At 73.8% G+C, this 23,661-nt stretch carries 15 protein-coding genes; 2 read left to right on the top strand and 13 right to left on the bottom strand.

Features of this window, described 5'->3' with window-relative positions; all coding sequences use genetic code 11:
* Nucleotides 1–159 precede the first annotated feature (159 nt).
* A complete protein-coding gene (ftsY, locus tag CBOVI_RS04410) occupies nucleotides 160–1,956 on the bottom strand; it encodes a signal recognition particle-docking protein FtsY (RefSeq protein WP_183273709.1) in 1,797 nt (598 codons plus the stop codon).
* Between the two features lie 64 nt (nucleotides 1,957–2,020).
* Between ftsY and CBOVI_RS04405 the strand changes: the two genes are divergently transcribed.
* Nucleotides 2,021–3,307 (top strand): alpha/beta hydrolase, encoded by a 1,287-nt coding sequence (locus tag CBOVI_RS04405; RefSeq protein WP_010266576.1) that lies wholly within the window; start codon nucleotides 2,021–2,023, stop codon nucleotides 3,305–3,307.
* Between the two features lie 36 nt (nucleotides 3,308–3,343).
* On the opposite strand, the gene lysX is transcribed toward CBOVI_RS04405, so the two are convergent.
* The 12 genes from lysX to CBOVI_RS04345 all read right to left on the bottom strand — a co-directional run bounded on the left by lysX (nucleotide 3,344) and on the right by CBOVI_RS04345 (nucleotide 20,987).
* The gene (lysX, locus tag CBOVI_RS04400; RefSeq protein ID WP_010266579.1) at nucleotides 3,344–6,616 is read right to left on the bottom strand and encodes a bifunctional lysylphosphatidylglycerol synthetase/lysine--tRNA ligase LysX; all 3,273 of its coding nucleotides are present in this window, start codon (nucleotides 6,614–6,616) and stop codon (nucleotides 3,344–3,346) included.
* A 63-nt stretch (nucleotides 6,617–6,679) separates the two neighbouring features.
* Nucleotides 6,680–10,366: a hypothetical protein gene (locus tag CBOVI_RS04395; RefSeq protein ID WP_125187083.1), complete on the bottom strand. Its 3,687-nt coding sequence runs from the start codon at nucleotides 10,364–10,366 to the stop codon at nucleotides 6,680–6,682.
* Between the two features lie 107 nt (nucleotides 10,367–10,473).
* The gene (gene smc / locus CBOVI_RS04390; protein ID WP_183273710.1) at nucleotides 10,474–13,956 is read right to left on the bottom strand and encodes a chromosome segregation protein SMC; all 3,483 of its coding nucleotides are present in this window, start codon (nucleotides 13,954–13,956) and stop codon (nucleotides 10,474–10,476) included.
* Nucleotides 13,957–14,108: 152 nt separating this feature from the next.
* On the bottom strand, nucleotides 14,109–14,375 hold the full coding sequence (locus CBOVI_RS04385) for an acylphosphatase (RefSeq protein WP_029157666.1): 267 nt from the start codon (nucleotides 14,373–14,375) through the stop codon (nucleotides 14,109–14,111).
* A 137-nt stretch (nucleotides 14,376–14,512) separates the two neighbouring features.
* Nucleotides 14,513–15,964 carry an alanine/glycine:cation symporter family protein gene (locus CBOVI_RS04380; protein WP_029157667.1) on the bottom strand — a complete coding sequence of 484 codons (1,452 nt, stop codon included), beginning with the start codon at nucleotides 15,962–15,964 and terminating at the stop codon, nucleotides 14,513–14,515.
* Nucleotides 15,965–16,033: 69 nt separating this feature from the next.
* Nucleotides 16,034–17,062, bottom strand: a complete 1,029-nt coding sequence (locus CBOVI_RS04375) for an Fpg/Nei family DNA glycosylase (protein ID WP_010264353.1) — start codon at nucleotides 17,060–17,062, stop codon at nucleotides 16,034–16,036.
* Between the two features lie 81 nt (nucleotides 17,063–17,143).
* A complete protein-coding gene (rnc, locus tag CBOVI_RS04370; protein WP_010264355.1) occupies nucleotides 17,144–17,884 on the bottom strand; it encodes a ribonuclease III in 741 nt (246 codons plus the stop codon).
* A 3-nt stretch (nucleotides 17,885–17,887) separates the two neighbouring features.
* A complete protein-coding gene (locus CBOVI_RS04365) occupies nucleotides 17,888–18,436 on the bottom strand; it encodes a YceD family protein (protein ID WP_010264357.1) in 549 nt (182 codons plus the stop codon).
* 27 nt (nucleotides 18,437–18,463) lie between these two features.
* Nucleotides 18,464–19,258, bottom strand: a complete 795-nt coding sequence (locus CBOVI_RS04360) for an SPFH domain-containing protein (protein ID WP_083825961.1) — start codon at nucleotides 19,256–19,258, stop codon at nucleotides 18,464–18,466.
* A gap of 101 nt (nucleotides 19,259–19,359) precedes the next feature.
* A complete protein-coding gene (locus CBOVI_RS04355; RefSeq protein WP_010264361.1) occupies nucleotides 19,360–19,926 on the bottom strand; it encodes a pantetheine-phosphate adenylyltransferase in 567 nt (188 codons plus the stop codon).
* A gap of 270 nt (nucleotides 19,927–20,196) precedes the next feature.
* Nucleotides 20,197–20,778 (bottom strand): 16S rRNA (guanine(966)-N(2))-methyltransferase RsmD, encoded by a 582-nt coding sequence (gene rsmD / locus CBOVI_RS04350; RefSeq protein WP_010264365.1) that lies wholly within the window; start codon nucleotides 20,776–20,778, stop codon nucleotides 20,197–20,199.
* The gene (locus tag CBOVI_RS04345; protein ID WP_010264369.1) at nucleotides 20,775–20,987 is read right to left on the bottom strand and encodes a biotin/lipoyl-containing protein; all 213 of its coding nucleotides are present in this window, start codon (nucleotides 20,985–20,987) and stop codon (nucleotides 20,775–20,777) included. Before CBOVI_RS04345 ends, rsmD begins: the two co-directional genes overlap by 4 nt.
* A 492-nt stretch (nucleotides 20,988–21,479) precedes the next feature.
* Here CBOVI_RS04345 and CBOVI_RS04340 point away from each other — a divergent pair, with 492 nt between their 5' ends.
* Nucleotides 21,480–23,465, top strand: coding sequence for a DUF222 domain-containing protein (locus CBOVI_RS04340; RefSeq protein WP_010264371.1), 1,986 nt, complete (start codon nucleotides 21,480–21,482; stop codon nucleotides 23,463–23,465).
* Nucleotides 23,466–23,661 lie beyond the last annotated feature (196 nt).

The following is a 23,661-nucleotide window of genomic DNA, read 5'->3' as shown; positions in this document are numbered from 1 at the left end:
ACCCGTCGGTGTCCCGTCTGTGACGGTTACGGGACACAAGGTTTCCGGGATGTTACGGGGCACGGGACGACGCCGCCCCTCCCCGGCGGGACCGGTCCCCCTCCGGCACCGGTCCCCGGAACGGCCCCCCGCCGTCCGGCCCGGTCACCCCACCTCGGGTCACCCGAGGAGCGCGTCGACGAAGCTCTCCACCTCGAACGGCGCGAGATCGTCGGCGCCCTCACCGAGGCCGACGAGCTTCACCGGCACCCCGAGCTCCTCCTGCACCTGGAAGACGATGCCGCCCTTCGCGGTGCCGTCGAGCTTCGTCAGCACCACGCCGGAGATGTCGACGACGTCCCGGAAGGTCCGGGCCTGGATGAGGCCGTTCTGCCCGACGGTCGCGTCGAGGACGAGCAGCACCTCGTCGACCTTCGCCTTCTTCTCGACGACGCGCTTGACCTTGCCGAGCTGGTCCATGAGACCGACCGCGGTGTGGAGGCGCCCGGCGGTGTCGACGACCACGACGTCGACGCCGTCGTCGACACCGCGGGCGACCGCGTCGAACGCGACGGACGCCGGGTCCGCCCCCTCATTGCCGCGCACGGTCTCCGCACCGACGCGACGCCCCCACGTCTCGAGCTGGTCCGCGGCGGCGGCGCGGAAGGTGTCGGCCGCGCCGAGGACGACCGAGTGGCCCATGCCCACGAGCACGCGGGAGAGCTTGCCGGTTGTCGTCGTCTTCCCAGTGCCGTTGACGCCGACGACCATGATGACGGCCGGCTTGCCGTCGTAGGGCATCGCCTTGATCGACCGGTCGAGCTCCGGCCGGCAGGCCGTGATGAGCGCCTGGCGCAGCAGCGCGCGGGCCTCCTCCTCGGTGGAGATGCTCGTCGCCGCGATGCGCTCGCGCAGGTCCTCGACGACGGCGAGGGTGGTCTTCGTGCCGAGGTCCGCCATGATGAGCGTGTCCTCGATCTCCTCCCAGGCGTCCTCGTCGAGGTCACCCGCGCCGAGGATGCCGAGCACGCCCTTGCCGATGACGTTCTGCGACTTGGCCATGCGGCCGCGCAGCCGGCCGAGCCGGCCGTCGACGGGGGCGATGTCCTCGGTCCGGTCGACGGCGGGGGCGGGCTCGGGCTCGGCCGGGGCTGCCAGCTCGGCGGGGGCCGCGGGCGCTGCGGGAGCCGACGGTGCGGCCGGTGCGGCAGGGGCCGTGCCCGTGGTCCCGGGCTGCTCGGGCTGCTCAGCCTTCTCGGCCGGCTCAGCCTTCTGGGTCGCCTCGGCCTTCGGGGTCGGCTCGGCCTTCTGGGGCTTCTCAGCCTTCTCGCTCGGCTCGGCCGTCTCAGCCTTCCCGGCCGGCTCAGCCTTGCCGGCCTTCTCCGCCGGTTCAGTCTTCGTGGTCTGTTCAGTCTTCTTGGCCGGCTCAGCCTTGCCGGCCTTCTCCGCCGGTTCAGTCTTCTCCGCCGGCTCAGCCTTGCCGGTCTTCTCCGCCGGTTCAGTCTTCGTGGCCGGCTCAGGCTTCCCGGCCTTCTCCGCCGGCTCAGCCTTCGTGGTCTGCTCAGGCTTCCCGGCCGACCCGGCCTTCCCGGCGGCTCCCGCGCCGCCCGCGGCCGGGGCCTGCGTCGACGGCTGCTCCGTCCGGCCCCCCGCCGCACCGGCCGGCGTGCCCGTGTCCGCGGACGACGCCGGGGCGGCGTCGGCACCCGGGACCGGACCCGCCCCCGGCCGCGTCACCGGCTCCTTCACCCGCGCGTCAGGCGCACCCCCCGGCATGCCCCCGCCGGAGGTGAAGGAGAAGCCCCCCTTGGCCTCGTAATGACCGGAGCTCGGCTTCTGCTGTTCGATCTCCTCCTTCTTCGTGAAGGAGATCTCCCTGCTCTTCCGGCGCCGCAGCCCGAGGAGAATGAGCAGGGCCACGATCACCACGATGACGACCGCCGCGATGATGATCCAGGTTAAGGGTGTGAAGTCCATGCCACCAGTGAATCAGATCCCGGCCGTCGCCGCCCACCGGCTCCCGGGACTACGATGTCCGTCCATGACCATCGCGTTTCCCGACGTCCCCCTCGCAGGGCACACCGTGACACGGGTGCTGTGGGCCGTCGCCCTCGCCGCCGTCGTGATCCTCGTCCTCGCCCAGCCGCGGCCGCGGCGCATCCGCACCGCGGTCGGGACCGTCGCCGTGTCCGCCGCCCTCACCGCGACGGGCCTCGCCGTGTTCCTCTGGGGCTTCCACGTGCCGGCGTCGCAGATCTCGCCGTCCGTCGTCGTCGCCGCGTTCCTCACCCTCGTCGGCGTGCTGCTCGGCGGTGCGGCGGTGCTGTCCGGGTGGCGGCGGGCGTGGGCGCTGGTCCCCATGTGTGTGTCCCTCGTCACGGCCCTGCTGCTCGTCAACCAGGCGTTCGTCTTCTACCCGGACACGGAGTCGCTCGACCCGGCGACGACGTACACCGAGGTCGCCGCCGGGGACCTCCCGCCCGCCGGCCGGACCGTCCCCGTCGCCGACTGGCACCCGCGCCGCGGGCTGCCCCGGTACGGGACGGTGACGACACTGGACCCGGCGAACACCGCCTCCGGCTTCCAGGCCCGGCCGGCGAGCGTGTACCTGCCCCCGGCCTGGTACTCCGACCCCCGCCCGCAGCTGCCCGTCCTCGTCCTCATGCCCGGCATCCCCGGCTCCCCCGACCAGTGGTTCAGCCAGGGCGCGGCGACGCAGGCGGCCGACGCCTGGCAGCTGTCGCACCACGGGCTCGCGCCGGTCATCATCACCGTCGACGGCAGCGGCGGCGAGTGGACCGACCCGCTGTGCACCGACTCGCCCCGGGCGAAGGTCCGCACGTACCTCACCCGGGACGTGCCGGGGTGGCTCGTCGACCGGTTCGGCGTCACCCCCGACCGGTCGAGGTGGACCATCGGCGGGCTGTCCTACGGCGGGACGTGCTCACTGCAGACGATCCTCAACGCACCCGACGCCTACGGGTCGTTCCTCGACTTCTCCGGCGAACGGACGCCCAACAACGGGGTGGACCACGAGTCGACCGTGCGGGACTTCTTCGACGGCAGCGAGGACGCGTTCCGGCGGCAGAACCCGGAGGACCTGCTCCGGAGCCGGCCGGAACGGTTCCGCTCCGTCGCCGGGAGGTTCGTCGCCGGTGCCGACGACCACGACGCCGTCAACGACCTGCGGCTCCTCGACGGACTCGCCGTCGGCGCGGGCATGGACGTCAGCTACACCGAGGTGCCCGGCGGCCACGACTTCGAGACGTGGCGCACCGCGGTCGCCCAGAGCCTGCCGTTCGTCGCCCAACGTGGCGGGATCGGCTGAGCCCGGCCGCACTCCGCCAGCCCCCGCCCGGCCCGGTCACACCCCCTTGACCAGCGGGAACGCGAGGACGTCGCGGATCGACCCGCCGCCGATGAGCATGATGACCCGGTCGATGCCGATGCCCAACCCTCCGGTCGGCGGCATGCCGAACTCGAGGGCGCGCAGGAAGTCCTCGTCGACCTCCATCGCCTCCGGGTCACCGCCCGCCGCGAGCAGCGACTGGGCCTCGAGCCGCCGCCGCTGCTCGAGCGGGTCGGTGAGCTCGGAGTACGCCGTGCCGAGCTCCATGCCGTAGGCCACGAGGTCCCACCGCTCGGTGAGCCCCGGGGTCGACCGGTGCGGCCGGGTCAGCGGCGAGACACTCTCCGGGAAGTCGACGTAGAACGTCGGCGTCGTCGTCACCGCCTCGACGAGGTCGCTGTACAGCTCCTCGGTGAGCTTCCCCGCGTCCCACCCCGGTCGGTGGGCCGTCCCCACGGCGTCGCAGTACGCCCGGAGATCGTCCTCGGGGGTCTCGACGGACACCTCCACCGCCCGCCCGAGAGCGGCGGTGAGCGCCTCCGACACCGCCCCGTGGACCGTCCGCACGGGCCACTCCCCCGAGATGTCGACGAGGTCGCCGTCCGGGCCGGTGACGACCGGCCGCCCGTGCACGGCCGTCGCCGCCGCCTGGATGAGCTCCCGGGTGAGCTCCATCATCGACCGGTAGTCCCCGTGCGCCTCATAGGCCTCGAGGACCGTGAACTCCGGGTTGTGACGCGAGTCCACCCCCTCGTTGCGGAAGTCCCGCCCGAGTTCGAAGATCCGCTCCGCCCCGCCGCACATGAGCCGCTTGAGGAACAGCTCCGGGGCGATGCGCAGGTAGAGGTCGAGGTCGTGGGCGTTGATGTGCGTCCGGAACGGCCGCGCGTTCGCCCCGCCGTGGACCTGCTGGAGGATCGGCGTCTCCACCTCGAGGTACCCGCGGTCGTGGAGCACGGACCGGACCGCGTGCAGCACCTCGGACCGTGTCCGCAACGCCCGGCCGGGCTGCGGGTTGACGACCATGTCGAGGTGCCGGTGGCGCAGCCGCAGCTCCGGATCCGTCAACCCGTGACGCTTGTCCGGCAGCGGGTGCAGCGCCTTCGCCTCGAGGCGCAGGCCGTCGACGATGACCGACGGGTGACCGGACCGTGACCGGCCGACCGTGCCCGTGACCTGCACGAGGTCGGCGAGGTCGACGGCCCGGACCCGGTCGGCCGCGTCCGGGAGGTGCCGCTGCTCGATGAGCGCCTGGCACTCGCCGTCGAAGTCCCGCAGCACGAGGAAGCTGACCCCACCGAACCGGCGGCGCCCCACGACCCGCCCGGACACCCGCACCCGCGTGCCCTCCGGCAGGTCCGCCACCCGCGCGCACGGGGTGTCCGGCCGCACGGCGACCGGCCACGGGTCGACCCCCTGCCCGCGGAGGGACTCCGCCGCGGCGATCCGGACGCCGACCTGTTCGCTGACCGGCCGACGCCGCGCGACGCCCGTCGTCGCCTCCTCCTGCCACGCGGGAACCCGGGCGAGGGCGGCCTCCGCCCCCGGGCTGTGGTCCTCGACCGACGACGTGCCGACCGTGTCGGCGGGGATGATCGCGGGCACGAAGCCCTCGGCGATGCCCGCCGCGAAGGCGGTGCGGAGCAGGGACACCCGCTCGCCGAAGCACATGAACCGGGGCACCCACTCGGGCGAGTACTTCTCGTTCGACCGGTACAGGGCCTCCATCTGCCACCACCGGGAGAAGAACACGAGGATCCGCCGCAGCAGGACCGTCGCCGGACCCGTGCCGATGACCGACTCGGTGGCGAAGATCTGCCGGAAGACGCTGAAGTTCAGGGAGATCCGCCGGACCCCGAGGGAGGTGTTCGTGCACAGCTCCGCGACCATCGCCTCGATCGTGCCGTTCGGCGAGCCGGGGCTGCGGCGCATGAGGTCGAGGGACAGCCCGTCGCGCCCCCACGGGACGAACGACAGCTCGGCGACGACCTCGCCCTCGATGAGGGCCTCGACGAGGACGCACTCCCCGTCCGACGGGTCACCGAGCCGGGACAGCGCCATGGAGAACCCGCGCTCGTCCGTCGTGTCCCGCCACATGTCCGCCCGCCGCTGGACGGCCCGCAGCTCCGCGGGCGTGAGCTCCTCGTGCCGGCGCACCCGGATCGTGACCCCCGCCCGGCGGGCCCGCGACACCGCCTGCCGGACCGCGCGGAACTCCGGCGCGCCGAGGTGGAAGCTCTCCGGGTGGAGGACCGCCTCGTCGCCGAGGCGCATCGCGCTCAGGCCGTGGGCGGTGTACACCCTGGCCCCGGCCTCGGACGCCCCCATGACCGCGGGGGTCCATCCGTACTCGCGGGACCGGCCGATCCACGCCGCCACCGCGGCACCCCACGCCGCCGGGTCGCCGATCGGGTCGGCCGAGGCGAGGCTCACCCCCGCGACGACGCGGTACGTGACGGCGGCCCGGCCGTCCGGGGAGTAGATGACCGACTTGTCGCGCCGCGTGGCGAAGTAGGCCAGCGAGTCGTCCCGGTTGAAGCGGGCGATCATGGCCCGGACGACCGTGTCGTCCGTCGCGCTGAGCGACGCCTCCTGCTGCTTCGACCGCAGCATCGTCCACACCGCGTAGACGATGACGAACGCCGAGGCCGCGGAGATGAGGAACGTCTCCCACCGCGGCGCCCGGCCCACGAACTGCCCCGGCTCGACGAGGGACATCGTCACCGCGTGGTTGAGCACCCACCCGAACCGTTCCGCGCCGGTGAGCGTGCCCGGGGCGACGGTGACGAGGGCGGAGCCGAGGAGGAACACGACGAACGACCCGACGGCCCACGTGAGGATCGCCCGGCGGACCGCCCCCGGGCGGGTCTTCGCCGGGAAGCTCCGCCGGGCGGCGAGGAGCACGACGAGCATGAGCCCCTGGACGACCGTCGCGACGACGAGGATGTGGTGCAGCCGCGGACTGAGGTCGAGATGGTCCCAGAGCAGCCACGTGAGGACGTTGACGAGGTTGAGCACGACCATGCCGACGGTCGCGATGATCCACCCGGCCCGTTTCCCGGCGAGCAGCGCGCCGCCGAGCAGGAACAGGGCGACCGCCCACGCCACCGACGCCGCCGGCAGGGGCAGGAAGATCGCGTCGGCGAGCCGCGGCAGCACGCCGAGGGGTCGGCGCGCACCGCCGGCGACGCTGAGGACGAGGCCGAACAGCGCGTAGCAGCAGACGACGACCCCGAGGATCCGGGGGACGACGCGCGACGGTGCTTCAGCGGGGACCTGGTCTGTCATTCCCCGAATACTTGTCGACGACCCGCCGCCGCGCAACAACCGGGGAGCCCGGGTGGGACCCGGTCACCCGGTGACGGTCCCCGCCTCCGCGGGGCCCGCCGGGGAGGTGTCGTCGTCCCCCTCCCCCGGCTCCGGCTCCGGGGCCGGCTCCGGGGCCGGCTCGTCGGGCCCGAAGATGCCCGTGACCATCGCGTCGGCGGACACCAGGTCACCCGTCACGAGGTCGGGGACGAGGCGGGCCATCTCCGCCCACCCCGGGTACGCCGCCGTGACCGACCCGAGGGAGGACAGCCGCCCGTGGGCGTACAGCCGGGTGGCGAGCGCGAAGATCATGCTCACCATCGGGGCGAGGGCCCACCGGTTGGCCGGGTCGTCCGTGTCGACGCCGTCGAGCCGGTCGAAGCGCACCCGGGCGCTGGCGTAGAGCTGCCGGTTCGCCCCCTTGACCCGCCGCAGGAGGGACACCGCGATCTTCATGAGCGTCGGGTCCCCGAGGACCTCCCCGAGCCGCTCTCGTTCCCGGAACGTCCCGAACACGGCGATGAGGCGGGAGTTGTCCTCCGACAGGGCGCCGGGGACGACGCCGGAGCCGGCGAAGAACGTCTCGAGGACGGCCTCCTGCTGGGCCGGGTCCATCCGCGCGATCTGCACGGTCGTGCTGTCGATGCACGCGCTCTCCAGCGTCGCGTCCCGGCCGGACTCCACGGTCTCGGCGAGCCGCGCCCCCGCGACGGCGGTGAGGTCGCGGAGCCGCTCGCGCATCCCCGCGCGGTCGTCGTCGTCCGTCGCGGCGAGCTGGCCGAGGATCTCGAGGGCCGCGATCCACGGTGCCGGGGCGACGTCGGTCTGCGTCGGCTCACCCGGGCGCGGACGGAACGAGGAGTGGACGAGGCCGGACAGGATGAACTGCGCCGGCCGGTCCTCGGCGGGGACGAGCGACTTCGCCATCGCGTGCACCGACGCGCGCGGGGCGGCGGTGAGGGCCGCCCGCGTCGCCTCGCCCGTCGTGCGGCTGCCCGCGGTGCCCTCACCGGTCCCCGTCGCCGCACCCTGCGCCGCACCCTGCGCGGCACCGCTCCCGGCCGCCGCACCCTGCGCGGCACCGGCCTCCGGCCCCGCACCCAGGCCGGCGGCGCTATCCGTCAGCCACCCGGCCTGGACGTCCCACAACGTGGGCAGGACGTCCGGGTGGCTCGGGACCTCCGTGCGCTCCCCGGCGAGGAACGCGGACAACTGCGCCCACGGCCCACCGTCGTCGACGTCGACGTACCCCGGGGCGGTCACGGTCCGCGCCTGCGGCCCCGGCGAGACGGGGGCCCGGAGGTCGTTGAACCGGTCCCGGTGGAACACCTGCACGCGGAGGTCGCCCGCGTCGACGAGCGTCGCGGGGAGCCGGCCGACCGCGCCCGCCCCGTCGACGGTGAGGGGCACGGTCGTCGCCGACTGCCACGGCGCCGTCACCGGCCACACCCACGCGTCGACCCCCGGCATCGCCGGGGTGACCCGCACCCGGTCCCCGTCGAGCTCGACGTCCCACGTGGTCCGCGGGCGCAGGGTGACGAGGCGGACACTCACCCGGCGGTCGCCGTCGATGTACTCCAGCTCGCAGCTGCCCTGGGTGAGCTGCGGGAGGGACGCCGCGACGGGGGCGAGATCCACCCACCACGTGACGTCGTCGACCGTCGTCAGCCGCAGGGTCCGCACGGGGGCACCGTGCCGGTCACGGACGACGAACCGGGGGTCGCCGATCGGGCACCCCGGCCGCACCCGGAAGCGGGTGCCGCAGTTGATGAACGCCGCGCTGGTCTCCAGGTGCTCGGTGCGCCACATCGGGTCCTCCCCGAGGAGGGTGAGCTGGTAGCGCAGCCGGGCCGGGTCGACGACGACCGGCAGGGCGTCACCCGCCTCGGTCTCGACGACCACCGTCGTGAACTGCGTCCCCCGGTCGAGGACGACCGGGGGCACCGGCTCGAAGGGCTTCTCCCCCGGCCGCAGCCGCACCGTCACCGGGCTCAGCCCGCCGACGACCGGGATCCGGGTGCCGCTGCCCGGCCCCTCGACCTCCGTCTCGAGGGTCAGCCCCTCGACGACGGCGTACTCGTGCCGGAAGGACTCGTTCCGCGGCCCGCGGAGGCGGACGAGGTACTCGCCGACCCACGGGCTGTCGTAGGCCTCCGGGTCGAGGACGTCGAACACCCCGCCCCCGGCCGGGACCTCCAGCGGCTCCTCCTCCGACACGTCCTCCCCGACCCGGCCGGGGCCGGCGAAGGCGCTGACGGACAGGAACCAGATCTCCGCGTCACCGGACACCGTCGGGGGGAACACGGCCTGGAGGCTCGCCGCGTGGATCGGCAGCCCGCCGGCCGACTCCAGGAACGGGACCGGCTCACCCGGCTCGTCGAACCGCACCCGCTGGCGCGGGTCGACCGCCCGCACCCCCGACATCGGCGGGCGGTTGTCGCCCGGACGCCCCACGTGCAGCGACAACGCGTCGCGGAGGTCGACGTGGCGGATGACCCACCCGTCCCAGTTCTTCAGCGGGCGCTCGGCGATGACGGGCACGTCACGGTCCCGGACGGGGTCCGTCACCGTCGCGTCCGCCGGGCACACGACCTCCACGTCCGAGTGGTGGAGGGTGGAGCGCCCGGTGAGGTCCGCCCCCCGCCGGGTGAACACGAGCACCGGGTCCTCGTCGTCGACCACCGGAATCGTCCACGACTGGCCGTGGGTCGTGTCCGCGACGGCGATCTCCCGCAGCGGGCGCCGGACGGGGATGTCCAGGACCTCCGTCACCGTCTCGGCGTGCCCCTCGCCGCGCCCGGTCCGGAAGGCGTGCGGTTCGCCGTCGAGGTCGACGCGCCACCGGACCTCGGCCCCGGGCTCGTCCGACAGGGGCTGCTCGGGCAGGCGCAGGACGACGCGTTGCCGGCGGAGGTCCACGGCGAGGCGCGGGTTCTCCTCACGGTTCGCCACGCCGACGGTGTGCCGGCGCTCGACCGTGCCGACGGGCCGTTCCCGCAGCTCCTCCACGACGTCCTCGACGATGAGCCGGGGCAGCCCCGTGTCCGGCAGCGTCGCCCGCCAGGTCACCGGGTGGGCCGCGGCGAAGCGGACGATCTCGACGAGCGGGGTGATGAGCCGGACGGCCAGGTCGGGCAGCACGGTGGCGAGGGGCCCGGCCTGGCGGTCCCCGCCGGACAGGGCCGCGACGACCGCCCGGGCCTCGTCGGCCGGGTCGGGGAGTTCGTCGTCGGTCCCCCGGCGGGAGTCGATGAGCTCGATGAGTTCCGGCTGCCAGTCCGACGCGATGCCCACGTGGGCGAAGAGCCTGCCGATCTCCCCGTCCGGGCCGTCGGCGACCGCGTCCATCGGGTCGAGCCCGGCGGCGACGAGGGTGGCCCGGTAGTCGAGCAGCCCGGTGCGGCGCGCGTCCGGCTCGAGCCCGAGCCCGGCCCAGTACTCCCGCCCGAGCTCCCCGACCTGGTTCAGCCGGGCGGCGCGGGCGATGAGCGTCGTCGCGGTGAGCGCCGGGCACGCCTCGATGAGCGCCTCCTCCGACCCCCCGGCCGCGATCTGGCGCGAGAGGAACGTCCCGTAGAAGGTGGTGAGTCGTTCGACGTCGTCACCCGAGATGTCGAGGTCGACGAAGACCTCGACCTCGCGGAGCAGGCCCGCGAGCCGGGCCTCGGTACTGGAGGCCCAGGCCAGCAGCGTGTCGTTCAGGTCAGCGATGGGGCTCTGTGCGGTCATAGTCCTTCTCGGTCAGAGGTGGGTCCGGTGGCACCCGGTGCCCGCTGGTGGGGTCCCCCCGGTCCGGGGCCGGACCGTCAGAGGTGCGCCACCATCCTAGATGGAGGTCAGGACACCGCCCCCGCCGGGTTCATGCGCTGCGAGATGACCCGGGTGACGCCGTCGCCGCGCATCGTCACGCCGTAGAGGACGTTCGCCACGTCCATCGTCGGCTTCTGGTGGGTGATGACGATGAGCTGGCTGTCCTTGCGCAGTTCCTCGAACAGGGCGATGAGCCGGCGGAGGTTGACGTCGTCGAGGGCCGCCTCGACCTCGTCCATGACGTAGAACGGGCTGGGCCGGGCCCGGAAGATCGCGACGAGCATCGCCAGCGCGGTGAGGGACTTCTCCCCGCCGGAGAGCAGCGTGAGCCGCTTGACCTTCTTCCCCGGCGGGCGGGCCTCGACCTCGATGCCGGTCGTGAGCATGTCGTCCGGGTCGGTGAGCACGAGGCGCCCGGCACCGCCGGGAAACAACGTGGCGAACACCGTGGGGAACTCCGCCTCGACGTCCCGCCACGCGTCGGTGAAGAGCTGGAGGATCGTGTCGTCGACGTCCCGGATCACGCCCTCGAGGTCGGCCCGGGCCCGTTCGACGTCGTCGAGCTGCTCGGCGAGGAACCGGTAGCGTTCCTCGAGCGCCGCGTACTCCTCGAGCGCCAGCGGGTTGACCTTGCCGAGGGACCGGAGGTCCTTCTCCGCCGCGGCGAGCTCCTTGCGCGTCGCGGTCCGGTCGACCGGCCCCTCGGGCGCCGCCGCGGCGAGTTCGGTGGCGTTCATGCCGAGCTGCTCCATCGCCTGTTCCAGGGCCTGCTCGAGCTTGAGCTGCGCCTGGCTGCGCGCGAGCTCCACCTCGTGGACGGTGTCGTTGAGCCGCCCCAGCTGGGTCGTCAGCGCGTTGACCTCGTCCTTCTTCCGGGACAGGGAACTCTGCCACCGGGTGTGGGACTCGCCGGTGATCGTGCGCTGCCGCTCCGCCCGGTCGAGGGCGTCACGGATCCGGGCGTCGACGCGCTGCGCCTCCGCGTGGACCGCCGCCGCGACCTCCCGGGCCGCCCGCCGCCGGGCGACGGAGCGTTCGAACTGTTCCCGCGCCGCCTGCTCCTGCCGGGCCTGCCGGCGCAGCCCGTCGGCCCGGCCGCGCCCGGCCCCGGCCCGCTCCTCGGCGGTGCGCAGCGCCAGCCGGGCCTCCATCTCCATCGCCCGGGCCTCGGTGAGCGCGGCGGCGGCGCGGTCGCGCTCGTCCGTCGACGGCTCCTCCTCGTGCCCGTCGTCGTCGACGCGGGCGAGGCGGTCCGCGACGTCGTCGCACTCCTGCACGACCTCGGCGAGCCGGCGTTCCGCGTCGTCCCGCTGGTCCCGCGCCCGTCGGAGCTGCCGCGCGGTCTCCTCGGCGGTCCGCGCGGTCGCGGTCGCGCGCCGGGTGGCCGCCTCGACGCGGCCGCGGTGCTCGCGGGCGGCGGCCCGGGCGGCGGCGGCCGCGGTCCGGCGTTCCGCCGCCGTCTCCTCGGCCGCCCCGATGCCGGCCTGGAGGTCGCTGAGGCGGTTCACGGCGTCGTCCCTCTCCCCCCGCGCGGCGGCGACCTTCCCGGCGAGCTCCACCGGCGTCGTGCCCCCGGACCCGGCGGCCGCCCACCCCGCGCCGACGACGGTCCCCGTGCGGGTCACGGCCCGGAGGCGGGGGTCATTCTCGACGACGTCCCGCGCCGCCTCCACACCGTCGACCGCGACGACGTCGACGAGCAGCGAGGCGACGGCGAACCGCAGGTCGTCGGGGGCGTCGACGAGGTCGAGGAGCCAGCGGGCACCGTCCGGGACCTCGGCGTCGAGCCGCCACCCGGCCGCCTCCCGCCGGTCGAGCAGCAGCGCGCGCCCGGCGTCGGCCTCCTCGAGGGCCGCGAGGACGCGCGGGTCGACGGACCCGGCGAGCCCGTCGGCACCGGCGGCGAGCACGGCGGACAGGGCACGCTCCCACCCGGCGTGGGCGGTGACCGCCCCGGCGAGCGGGCTGAGCTCCCCGAGGTCGAGGGCCGTGGCGGCCCGGGCGGCGACGTCCCCGCCGTCGCGGGGCCGGAGCTGGTCCTCCCACGTGTCGATGCGGGCGGTGAGGGACGCGACGGTGCGTTCGATGTCCCGCTCCTCCGCCCGGAGTTCGGCGACGCGCGCGTCGGCGGCGCGGCTCTCCTCCTCGGCGCGTTCCCCGGCCGTGGCGAGCCCGTCGCCCTCGCCGTCGACGGCGTCGGCCTCCCCCCGGGCCTCCTCCGCCTCGGCCTGCGCCCGGGCGGCGGCGGCCTGCTGCTCCTCCACGGTCTGGGTGAGCCGCCCGACCTCGGCCTCGAGGGACGTCCGCCGGGCCTCGGCCGACTCCTGGCTCGCGAGGAGCCGGACGAGCCCCTCCCGCCGGTCGGCGACCGCCCGCACCCGGGCGAGGTGCTCCTTCTCCGCGGCACGGGCGGCCTCGTCCCGTTCGGCGACGTCCTCCCGCACCGCGTCGAGCCGCTCGGAGGCGATCTCGACCTCCTCGTCGAGCCGCAGCTGCTCCTCGTCGAGGCGCTCCGCCCGGGCGAGCAGCTCCGCCGGGTCGGGCCCGCTCCACGCCGCCTCCGCACCGTGGTCGTCCGCGCGGTCGGCGGCGATGCGGATCGTCGCGGCGTTGCGCTCCGCGACGGAGGACAGCCGGTACCAGAGCGACCGGGCGGCCTCGGCGGCCTCGAGGGCCTGCCGGAGCTCCTCCTCCATGACCGTGAGCTCCTCGGTCTGCTCCTCGACGGTGGCCGTGAGCCCGGACAGCCGTTCGGCCAGCGCCGCCGCCCGGGACTCCGTCGAGGACAGCTCCTCCGAGAGTTCGCAGACGGTGTCCGCCGCGAGGGTGAGCCGCGCCTCCCGGATACGGGCCTGCACCGTCGCGGCACGCTGGGCGGCCTCCGCCTGCCGGGCGAGGGGCTTGAGCTGCGTGCGGAGTTCGTCGGTGAGGTCGTGGAGCCGGTCGAGGTTGCCCTGCATCGAGGTGAGCTTGCGCTGGGCCTTCTCGCGGCGACGCCGGTGTTTGAGCACGCCGGCGGCCTCCTCGATGAACGCGCGGCGTTCCTCGGGCCGGGACTCGAGGATCTGCGCGAGCCGCCCCTGCCCGACGATGACGTGCATCTCCCGCCCGATGCCGGAGTCGCTGAGGAGCTCCTGGATGTCCATGAGGCGGGCCTTCGCCCCGTTGATCTCGTACTCGCTCGCCCCGTCGCGGTACATCCGCCGGGTGACCGAGACCTCGGAGTACTCGATCGGCAGCGCCCCGTCGGAGTTGTCGATCGTCAGCGTGACCTCGGCCCGCCCGAGCGGCTTGCGGTCGCCCGCCCCGGCGAAGATGACGTCCTCCATCTTGCCGCCGCGCAGGGTCTTGGCGCCCTGTTCGCCCATGACCCACGCGAGGGCGTCGACGACGTTGGACTTCCCCGACCCGTTCGGGCCGACGACGGCGCAGATGCCGGGTTCCAGCGCGAGCGTCGTCGCCGACGCGAAGGACTTGAAGCCCTTGAGTGTCAGCGACTTCAGGTGCATGGTGCTGGGCTTTCTCCGTGTGGTCTCGGGGGTCGTCTCCGGTGCCGGTCCGGGCTCGTCGGGGCCGGTCAGCGCGGGGGTCTGTACCGGTCTGTGCCGGTCTGGACCGGTCAGCGCGGGGGTCTGTACCGGTCTGTACCGGTCAGCGCCGGTCAGCGCCGGTCGAAGCCACTGTACCCGCCGCGTGCCGCGCTGAGGGAGTCGACGACGGTCGTCACCGTGCCCGGCGTCCCCGCGGACCGCAGCCACGCCCGGAGGGCCTCGACCGCCTCGCCCGGGCCCTCCGCGGTGACGAGGACGCGCCCGTCGGCGTAGTTCCGCGCGTACCCCACGAGGCCGAGCTCGAGCGCCCGGACGCGGGTCGCCCACCGGAAGCCGACGCCCTGGACGTCGCCGTGGACCCACGCGGTCAGCCGCACGGCGTCCTCCCCCGCCCCGGCCGCGCCGGCGGTGCCGTCGCCGGTGCCGTCGCCGGCGCGGTGGGCGTCGTCGTCCCCCACGAGGTCGTCCCCCGCGAGAGCATCCCCCACGCGGTCGTCCCCCGCGAGATCGTCCCTCACGAGGGCCGGACCCCCTCCCGGATCTCCGGGTCGGCGGGCCCCCAGCACTCGACGTTCGGGATGTCCGGCATCATGCTGCGGTGGAACACCGGGTCCTTGCCCTCGCGCCGCTGCTCCATGTAGTTGCGCAGCAGGCGCACGGCCACCCGGCTCAGCGGGATGATGGCGATGAGGTTGAGCACGACCATCGTCGCGGCGAAGGTGTCCGCGAGGTTCCACACCAGCGGCACGGTCCCCACGGCCCCGGCGAAGACGCACAGGACGACGAGCACGCGGAACCCGGCGAGGACACCCCGGTTCCGGGTGAAGTACTCGATGTTGGACTGGGCGAGGTAGTAGTTGCCGATCACGGAGCTGAACGCCAGGAAGAACAGGATGAACGTGATCGCGTGCGTCCCCCACGCCCCGACCTCGCTGGCGAGGGCCCGCTGGGTCAGCGCGGAGGACTCCACACCCTCCCCGAAGCTCGGGTGGGACAGCAGGATGATGAAGGCCGTGATCGAGCAGACGACGAGCGTGTCGAAGTACACGCCGAGGGTCTGCACCAGGCCCTGCTTCACGGGGTGGGACACCGACGCGGTGGCGGCGGCGTTCGGGGCGGAGCCCTGCCCGGCCTCGTTGGAGAACAGGCCGCGCCGGATGCCCTGCTGGATCGCGACACCGAGCGTCGCCCCGGTGACCTCCCGGAAGCCGAGGGCGTGGCCGACGATGAGGCTGATCATGTCCGGCACGGCGGAGATGTTCATGGCGACGACGACGGCGCCGATGATGATGTACGCCCCGGCCATGAACGGCACGATGACCTGGGTGACGTTGGCGATCCGCTGGATGCCGCCGAAGATGACGACGGCGGTCACCGCGGCGATGACCGCGCCGATGATGAGGCGGGTCGACATCGCGTCACTGCCGAAGGAGACGCTGAACGCCTCGACGATGGAGTTCGTCTGCACGGCGTTGTAGACGAACCCGTAGGTGAGGGTGATGGCGATGCCGAAGAGGACGGCCAGCCAGCGGGCGTTGAGCCCCTTCGTCATGTAGTAGGCGGGCCCGCCGCGGTAGGCGCGGTTCTCCGTGTCGCGTTCCTTCCACAGCTGGGCGAGGGTGGACTCGACGAACGACGTCGCCCCGCCGACGAGGGCGATGAGCCACATCCAGAACACCGCGCCCGGGCCGCCGGTCGTGATGGCGACGGCGACGCCCGCGACGTTGCCCGTGCCGACGCGGGACGCGGCGGAGATCGTGAAGGCCTTGAACGCCGAGATCTGGTTGCTGTCCGCGTCCTCCCCCGGCGTCTCCTTGACGGTGCGGAACATCTCCGGGATGAGCCGGATCTGCACCGCCCCGGTCATCACCCCGAACGCGATGCCCGCGATGAGGAGCAGAGCCGCGACAACCCACCAGTACCAGTAGTTGACCGGGTCCGCGAGAAAAGACGCCACTGTATCCATGCGCGGCATCTTAGCCGGTGATCTGGCCCTCCATGAACTCCCGGAGCGGTGTGTGTCACCATGTGGACGTCAGAGAACCTGGCACGTCCTGCACAGATGTGTCGATCGGCCGGCCCACGGGATCCGTGTGACCGGCGTCCCGCACCGTGGACACGGCAGCCCCTCACGCCCGTACACGGCGAGGGACCGCGCGAAGTACCCGCTCGCCCCCTCGACGTCGACGTAGAGGGCGTCGAAACTCGTCCCGCCGGCCGCGAGGGCGCGCTCCATGACGGCCTTCGCCTCGCCCAGGAGGGTGACGACGTCGCGCTGACGCATCGACGACGCCCGGCGGAAGGGCATGACGCGCGCGGCCCACAGGGCCTCGTCGGCGTAGATGTTGCCGATGCCGGACACGACCGTCTGGTCGAGCAGCACGCGCTTGATCTCCGACCGGCGCGTGCGGATGCGGCGCGCGAGGGCCGCGACGTCGAGCTCCGGGTCGAGCGGGTCGCGGGCGATGTGGGGCACCGGGTCGCCGGTGACGACCTCCCACCGGCCGAAGGTGCGCTGGTCGACGAAGGTCAGCTCCGTCTCGTGCCCGGCGGTCGCGTCCGGGCCTGGACCGGGGACGACCGGTGCGGCCGGGCCGGGGGCGGGGACGACCGGTGCGTTCAGGCCGGGGGCCGCGTCCGGGCCGGGGGCGGGGGCGGGGGCGGGGACGACGAGACGTGTCCGGATCCTCGCGTGCGGCGACCGGACCCGCCCCGGCGGCCCGACGAGCATCTGCCCGCTCATGCCGAGGTGGACGACGAGGTGCCGGGTGGCGTCCGACGGCCCCGGCGCCGCGTCGACCGCCGGCGCGAGGGCGGCGTCGTCCCCCGTGACCGGGGCCGTGACCGGCCGCGACCCGTCGGCGAGGGTGAGCCACAGGAACTTCCCGCGGCGGGAGACGGACGCGATCCGGGCGCCCTCGAGTGCGTCGACGAGCGCGGCGCCACCCCCCTCCTGCCCGCGGACCGCGCGGGGGTGGAGCAGCTCGACCGCGGTGACGACCCCGCCGGTGAGGTGCCGCTCGAGCCCCCGCCGGACCACCTCGACCTCGGGCAGCTCAGGCACCGCGGCCCCCGGCCTGACCCCCGGCCCGGACACTCACGGCCTGACCCCCGGACCGGTCAGCCCCGGCGTCCCCGCGGGCGGTCATGCACCCGTCGCCTCGATCGACGCGACGGCCTCGCGGGCGGCGTGGTGCTCGGCCTCCTTCTTCGTGTGGCCGGTCCCGGAGCCCATGACCCGGTCGCCGACCGTGACGGTGGCGCTGAAGGTCTGGTCGTGCGCCGGCCCCTCGACGGCGGTCTCGTAGACCGGCTCCCCCAGGTGACGGCCCGACAGGTTCTCCAGCAGCACCGTCTTCCAGTCCATCGTCAGGCCGACCGACGGCGCGCGGGTGATCCGCTCCGAGAAGATCCGCAGCACCGTCCCCCGGGCGACCGGGAACCCGAGCTCCAGGTAGATCGCCCCGAGCATCGCCTCGACCGTGTCCGCGAGGATCGAGTGCTTGTCCTCGCCGCCCGTGAGCATCTCCCCGCGCCCGAGGAGGATGTACCGGCCCATGTCCAGCTCGCGGGCCACGTCGGCGAGGGCGTACATGTTGACGACCCCCGACCGCATCTTCGAGATGTCCGACTCCGACCGGTCCGGGAACTGGGTGTACAGCTGCTCGGCGACGCACACGCCGAGCACGGCGTCCCCGAGGAACTCGAGGCGCTCGTTGTTCGGGAGGTTCCCGTTCTCGTTGGCGAACGACCGGTGGGTGAGCGCGAGCCGGAGGATGTCGTCGGACAGCGTCACCCCCCAGGACTCGAGCAGCGGGGCGTGGTCGGTCCGGGAGTACGCGGCGTCGAGCGCCTTCTCCCCGGTCAGCCTGCGCTTACGGCCCATCGGTCAGTCCTCCCCGTCCGGCTCACCGTCGCCGAACTTCTCGGCGAGCGCCGCCCAGCGCGGGTCGGGGGCCTCCTCCTGCTCCTCCGAGATGCCGTCGGGGGCCGGGGTGTCGTCGCTGCACTCCCGCCCGAAGTCCGGGCAAACTGGGCTGAACGGCACGGTGAGCCCGACCTCGTCGACGACGCCCTGGGTGATGTCCACCCGGTCGTCCTCGACCATCGGCGGCTCCTCACCGTCCTCGGCCTCGTCCCCCCCGATGAACCCCTCGGTGATGCCGAAGACCTCGTGGACCGCGATGGACAGCTCGTCCTCCAGCTCGTTGAGGCACCGGGAGCACCGCCCGGTCGCCCCGCCGTGGACGGTGGCGTCCACCATCACCGCGTCACCGAGGTTGACGAGGGTGGCACGGACCTCGATCTCACGGCCCTCCTCGATGCCGAGCATCTCGCCGCCGACCCGGACCGGTGCAGGCCCGCGGGTCGAGGTGTCCTCAGGTGCCCCGGGGTGGCGGAGAACCTCACGCACGTCGATCACGAAGGGATTGTTCATCACACCACGTTTCTACCCGCGCGACGGCTACGACCGCGAATCACGGTAGTCGCGCGGGTCCCGCAGCTCGTGCGGGTCACGGTCCGCCGCGACGCCCCCGTCGCGGTCCCGCTCCGGGCGGGTCGGACGGTACCCGCTCGCCCCGGCCCCCTTCCGCAGCGCCGCCCGGTCCCGGCCGACGGTGCGGAGCGTCGCCGTGAGGGAGTCCTCGAACTGGGCGAGGGTGGAGTCGACGTAGACGTCGCACTCCTTGCGGAGGCGGTCGGAGTCGGCGTGGGCGGACTCGACGATCCTCCGTGCCTCGGCGTCCGCACTGCGCACGACCTCCGACTGGCTGACCAGCCGCTCCTGCTCCGCCCGGCCCTCGTCGACCGCGCGCTGGTAGGAGTCGTTGCCCGCGGCGACGAGGCGGTCGGCCTCGGCGGCGGCCCGGGCGGTGGTCTCGTCGTACTCGTGGCGTGCGTCGGCGACGAGGCGGTCGGCCTCGTCCTCGGCGCGGGCGACCGTGGTGTTCGCCCGCTCCTCTGCGTCGCGGACCATGCTCTCGGCCCGGGCGCGGGCCTCCTCGAGGATGGAGTCCCGCTCCGCCTCGGCGTCCGCGACGAGCTGGTCGGCGCGGTCCTGCGCGTCGGCGATGACCGTGTCGCGGTGGTCGAGCACGTCCTGCGCGTCGTCCATCTCGATCGGGATCGCGTTGCGGATCTCATCCAGGATATCCTGGACCTCGCGCCGCGGGACCATGCAGTTGCTGGTCATGGGCACGCCGTAGGCCTGCTCGACCATCTGCTGGAGATCGTCAATACCCTGGAATGTCTTGTACATGGCCCCCAGCATGACACGACACGGGCGTGACGTGCCGAAAAGACACGCTCGCGGCGGCTGTCACTGTCAGCCGCCGGCGGGGGCCGGCGACCGGGGGAACGTCAGCTGCCGGCGGCGAACTTCCGCGTGACCGCCTCGACGACCGGCTCCGGGAGCAACCCGGTGACGTCGCCGCCGTAGCGGGCGACCTCCTTGCACAGCGTGGACGACACGTAGCCGTAGCGGGGGTTGGTGAAGAGGAAGTAGGTGTCCGCCCCGGAGAGACGCCGGTTCATCTGGGCCATGGGGAGCTCGTACTCGTAGTCGAGGGAGCTCCGGAGCCCCTTGACCATCGCCGTCACGCCGTGTTCGGTGAGGTAGTCGACGAGCAGCCGGTCCCACGTGTCGACCGTGATCCTGCCCCGTGGAGCGGCGGGCGTCGCGCCGGCGCCGTCCCCGGCTGTGCTGTTCCCGGCAGCACCGTCCACGGTCACGCCGCCGGAGCCCACGTGGTCGGCCAACGACCGCCGGATGAGGTCGGCGCGCTCCTCCGCGGTGAACAGTCCGTTCTTGTTCGGGTTGTACGTGACGAGCACGGTGACCTCGTCCCATGTCGCCGCGGCGCGGGTGATGATGTCGAGGTGACCGTTGGTGACGGGGTCGAAGGACCCGGGACAGACGACGCGCATGGGGCGGCTCCTACTCACGATTCCTGTGGATTCCATCGGGTCCGGCGGCGGCCGGCGCACACGGACGGTGCCCGAGTCTACGCGCCGCGGCCACCGGACCGCGCCCACTGCGCCGGGTCCCGCGCTGCGGCCGCACAGCCGTCGGACAGGCCCCCACCCCCGAGCACAGGCCCCCGTACCGACGGCCCCCGCCCCCACGCTCAGGCCTCCGTACCGACGGCCCCTGCCCCCGCGCTCAGGCCCCCGTACCGACGGCCCCCGCCCCGACGCTCAGGCCTCCCCGACCCCGTCCGGGTCCCACACGGCCATGTCGAACCGGGCGATGCCGTAGGTGCGCTTCTTCAGCTTCTGGGTCGTGCGCCGGAACCCCTCCGGCCAGGCGACCTCCGGCGAGGACGAGTGACGTTCGACGACGACCACCGCGCCCTCCACCAACAGTGACACCAGCGCCGTCACCATGTCGTTGACCGCCTCGTCGTCGAGGTCGTACGGCGGGTCCGCGAGCACCATGGAGAAGTGCCCCCGCGGCGCGGAGGCCACGAAGGTCGACGCCTTCGTCTCGACCACCCGCACCGCCGGGTGCCCCACGACACCGGCGTTCGACCGGATGACCTCGACGGCCCGGCGCGAACTGTCGACGAGCGTGACCTCCGCGGCCCCCCGTGACGCCGCCTCGAGGCCGAGCGCCCCCGAGCCGGCGAAGAGATCGAGGACCACAGCGTCGTGAAAACCGAACCTGACCTGGAGCGAGGAGAACAACCCCTCCCGCGCGCGGTCGGCGGTGGGGCGGGTCCCGCTCGCGGGGACGCGGATCGAGCGGCCGCGTGCGGTGCCGGAGATGATGCGGGTCATCGCGGCACCACCTGAAGGAGGACGTCGCCACCCTCGACGTCGACGAAGTCCCCCGTGACCGTGCGCCGGACCGTCCCGGGCCCCGGCGCCAGGACCGGAGCCTCCAGCTTCACGGCCTCGACGATGACGAGCACGTCCCCCGGCGCGACGTCCTGACCGTCCGCGACGCGGAACCGGGCGATCCCGGCGAAAGGAGCACAGATGTCCATGCGGGCAGTGTACCGGGCACCCCGGACACCGACCGTCGGGCGGGTACGGGACCACCCACCGCGCCGCGCCCGACGGGGCCGGAACGGGCCCACCTCGCGCCGTCGAACCCTCCCGACCTGCCGACCGCGCGGCACCTCACGGGGCTGAAACGGGCCCGCCCCGCGCCGTCGAACCCTCCCGACCTGCCGACCGCGCCGCACGCACCCGGCGGCGTCGACCCCCACCGGATGAGCACCGGGGCCCCTGTCCACATGATCGAATACGGGTCTTGCGCGATGGGTGCTGCACCTGTAGAGTCGAGGTCAACGCAGGATATCGGGGGGATCGCCCACGTCACCGGCGGCCAGGTCGAACGGACGTTCCACGTCCGGGGGCGGCCCGGCGCGGGGTGACGGGCGCGGTACCGCATCGCACCGGCTGTCCGCGGGGCCGGCGTCGCACCGGCTGTCCGCGGGGACGACGACCATGTAGGGGCATGAAGGGGGGCGACCATGACGCTCGGGACCACGGAGGGGCACGCTCCGCGGATGTCCGCGGACGACCTCCGCTCCGCCGTGTCCGCGCTGGTGGAGGCCACCGCGGCGCTCACCGGGGCCGGCAGCGACGTGTGGGGGCTGCTCTCCGCCGAGGAGCGGGAGGACCTCTACGGGCGGTGTCAGCGCGCACGGAACTCGATGATCCTCATGGACGCGGACTTCCTCCGGGCGCACGAGGACGACCTGCCGGTGAGCGTCGGCCGCCGGGCGAACTACCTCGCCAGGGCCTTCCACCTCACTGTTCCGGAGGCGAAGGCGAGGGTCGACGCCGCCAACAGGGTTCACGACGCCCCCGTGCGTCGGGACGGCCGTCCCGACCGACGCCACATGCCCGCCCTCCGCGACGCCTGCCGGGACGGGGCCGTGAGCACCGACAGCGTGGCCGCCGTCCACCGGGCCATCGACCGCCTCCCCCGGACCCTCCACGCACGGCTCACCGAGGCCTGCGACGCGCCGCTGGCCGACCTCGCCCGGTCCCACGGGCCTGCGGCGTTCCACGGGCTCGGTCCGCGGCTCCGCGCCCTGTGCGGCATCGACGACCCGTACACCGACGAGGACCGCGCGCGGAGGCGCACGCTCTCCCTCGGGAAGCAGGGGTTCGACGGCATGTCCCGCCTCAGCGGCCTCGTGACGCCCGAGCTCGCCGCGATGCTCCGGCGGGTGCTGTGCGACCTCGGTAACAGTGGTGACCTGTTGCCCGACACCGCCGTCGACCGGCGTACGCCCGGGCAGCGGTACCACGACGCCCTCTCCGCCGCGCTGGCGTCGTCCTACAGCCGCCCGGTGCCCGCTGGGCAGGACACGGTCGACCGGCAGCGCCCGGCCGCCGCCGCACCGCAGAACCCGGACGCACCGCAGGGGCCGGGCACCGCCGCAACGCAGAACCCGGCCACCGCCGCACCGCAGGACCCGGCCACCGCCGCACCGCAGGGCTCGGCAGCACCGCAGGGGCCGGGCACCGCCGCACCGCAGGGCTCGGCCACCGCCGCACCGCAGGACCCCTGCCCCGACGGCCGCTGCGGGGTCTGCCCCTCGTGCAACCCCCGCCCTGACGCCGAGTGCCTGCCGGTGTTCCCCGGCACGCCGGTGCGGCCCCGCCGGGGAACCACGACCATCGTCGCGGTCACGACGCTCGAGGAACTCCTCGCACGCACCGGCACCGGGATCACGGACACGGGTGACCGGCTGACGGTCGGCAGTCTCATCGAGTCGACACTCGCGACGGACCTGTATCTGCAGGTCCTCGACTTCCAGGGGAGAAGTCTCTGGCTCGGCCGGTCGCGACGACTCGGCTCCCTCGACCAGTACCTCGCACTGCTCGGCGAGGAGGGGATGTCCACCGCCCCGGGGTCGTCGGCGTGTGCGGCGAGATGCGCGATGCACCACATCGACGGCTGGAACCACGGTGGCGACACCGACATCGACAACCTCACGTTCACCGATACCTCGACCCACGCCCGGGTCGACGACACCCGCACGAACCCGAACCGCTGGTTCACCCTGCGCCCGGACAGTGCCGGGGACCAGACCGCCCCTCGCCCCGCGCATCCACGGTCCGGGGCCCCGGGCGACATCCCGGCTGGTCCCCCGCCGACCGATCCCCCGACCCCACCGGAGGGAGGCACCTGGCCGTACCCGGGGCACCAGGACGCCTGCGCCTGTCCACGACAGGAGGACGCCTGCCCGTCGACGCGACAGAATGACGCCTGCGCCTGTCCAGGCACACGGGAGGAGAAGGTGACCTGGGTTCCGCCCCGGACCGTCGATCCACGTCGCCGCCCCCGGGTCAACCACCACCCTGACATGTGGGATCACCCCGCGTCGCGACTGCGCCGGACCGGGTCGCTGCACCGCGGTGGCACGGCCGAAACCCCCGCCGCCCCGCCCCGCAGACGCGACGCCGGAGAGTGCGACGCCGGGACCTGCGACACCCGCGACTGAACCGGCGGGCACCGGGCACCAGGACCAGGCACCAGGTCGCCGGAGACGCCGGACAGTGCGACGCCGGGGAGTGCGACACCCGGGACTTCGATCACCGCGACTGAACCGCCCACGCCCTGCGCCTCGCCGTCACACCGGCCACTCCCGCGGCCACACCAGCCCCACAGCCACACCACCCACCACGACCGCACCACCC

It is taken from the genome of Corynebacterium bovis DSM 20582 = CIP 54.80 (genome assembly GCF_030408615.1).
In the GTDB taxonomy this organism is placed as follows: domain Bacteria; phylum Actinomycetota; class Actinomycetes; order Mycobacteriales; family Mycobacteriaceae; genus Corynebacterium; species Corynebacterium bovis.
This window is presented reverse-complemented; position numbering and strand designations above follow the sequence as displayed.

Bases quoted from the DNA above. Each gene is read 5' to 3' on its own strand.
- CBOVI_RS04340 (WP_010264371.1), top strand. From the start codon at position 21,480: ATGACGCTCGGGACCACGGAGGGGCACGCTCCGCGGATGTCCGCGGAC.
- CBOVI_RS04365 (WP_010264357.1), bottom strand. From the start codon at position 18,436: ATGAACAATCCCTTCGTGATCGACGTGCGTGAGGTTCTCCGCCACCCC.
- CBOVI_RS04405 (WP_010266576.1), top strand. From the start codon at position 2,021: ATGACCATCGCGTTTCCCGACGTCCCCCTCGCAGGGCACACCGTGACA.
- rnc (WP_010264355.1), bottom strand. From the start codon at position 17,884: ATGGGCCGTAAGCGCAGGCTGACCGGGGAGAAGGCGCTCGACGCCGCG.
- CBOVI_RS04395 (WP_125187083.1), bottom strand. From the start codon at position 10,366: ATGACCGCACAGAGCCCCATCGCTGACCTGAACGACACGCTGCTGGCC.
- CBOVI_RS04345 (WP_010264369.1), bottom strand. From the start codon at position 20,987: ATGGACATCTGTGCTCCTTTCGCCGGGATCGCCCGGTTCCGCGTCGCG.
- CBOVI_RS04360 (WP_083825961.1), bottom strand. From the start codon at position 19,258: ATGTACAAGACATTCCAGGGTATTGACGATCTCCAGCAGATGGTCGAG.
- rsmD (WP_010264365.1), bottom strand. From the start codon at position 20,778: ATGACCCGCATCATCTCCGGCACCGCACGCGGCCGCTCGATCCGCGTC.
- CBOVI_RS04355 (WP_010264361.1), bottom strand. From the start codon at position 19,926: ATGCGCGTCGTCTGTCCCGGGTCCTTCGACCCCGTCACCAACGGTCAC.
- ftsY (WP_183273709.1), bottom strand. From the start codon at position 1,956: ATGGACTTCACACCCTTAACCTGGATCATCATCGCGGCGGTCGTCATC.
- smc (WP_183273710.1), bottom strand. From the start codon at position 13,956: ATGCACCTGAAGTCGCTGACACTCAAGGGCTTCAAGTCCTTCGCGTCG.
- CBOVI_RS04380 (WP_029157667.1), bottom strand. From the start codon at position 15,964: ATGGATACAGTGGCGTCTTTTCTCGCGGACCCGGTCAACTACTGGTAC.
- lysX (WP_010266579.1), bottom strand. From the start codon at position 6,616: ATGACAGACCAGGTCCCCGCTGAAGCACCGTCGCGCGTCGTCCCCCGG.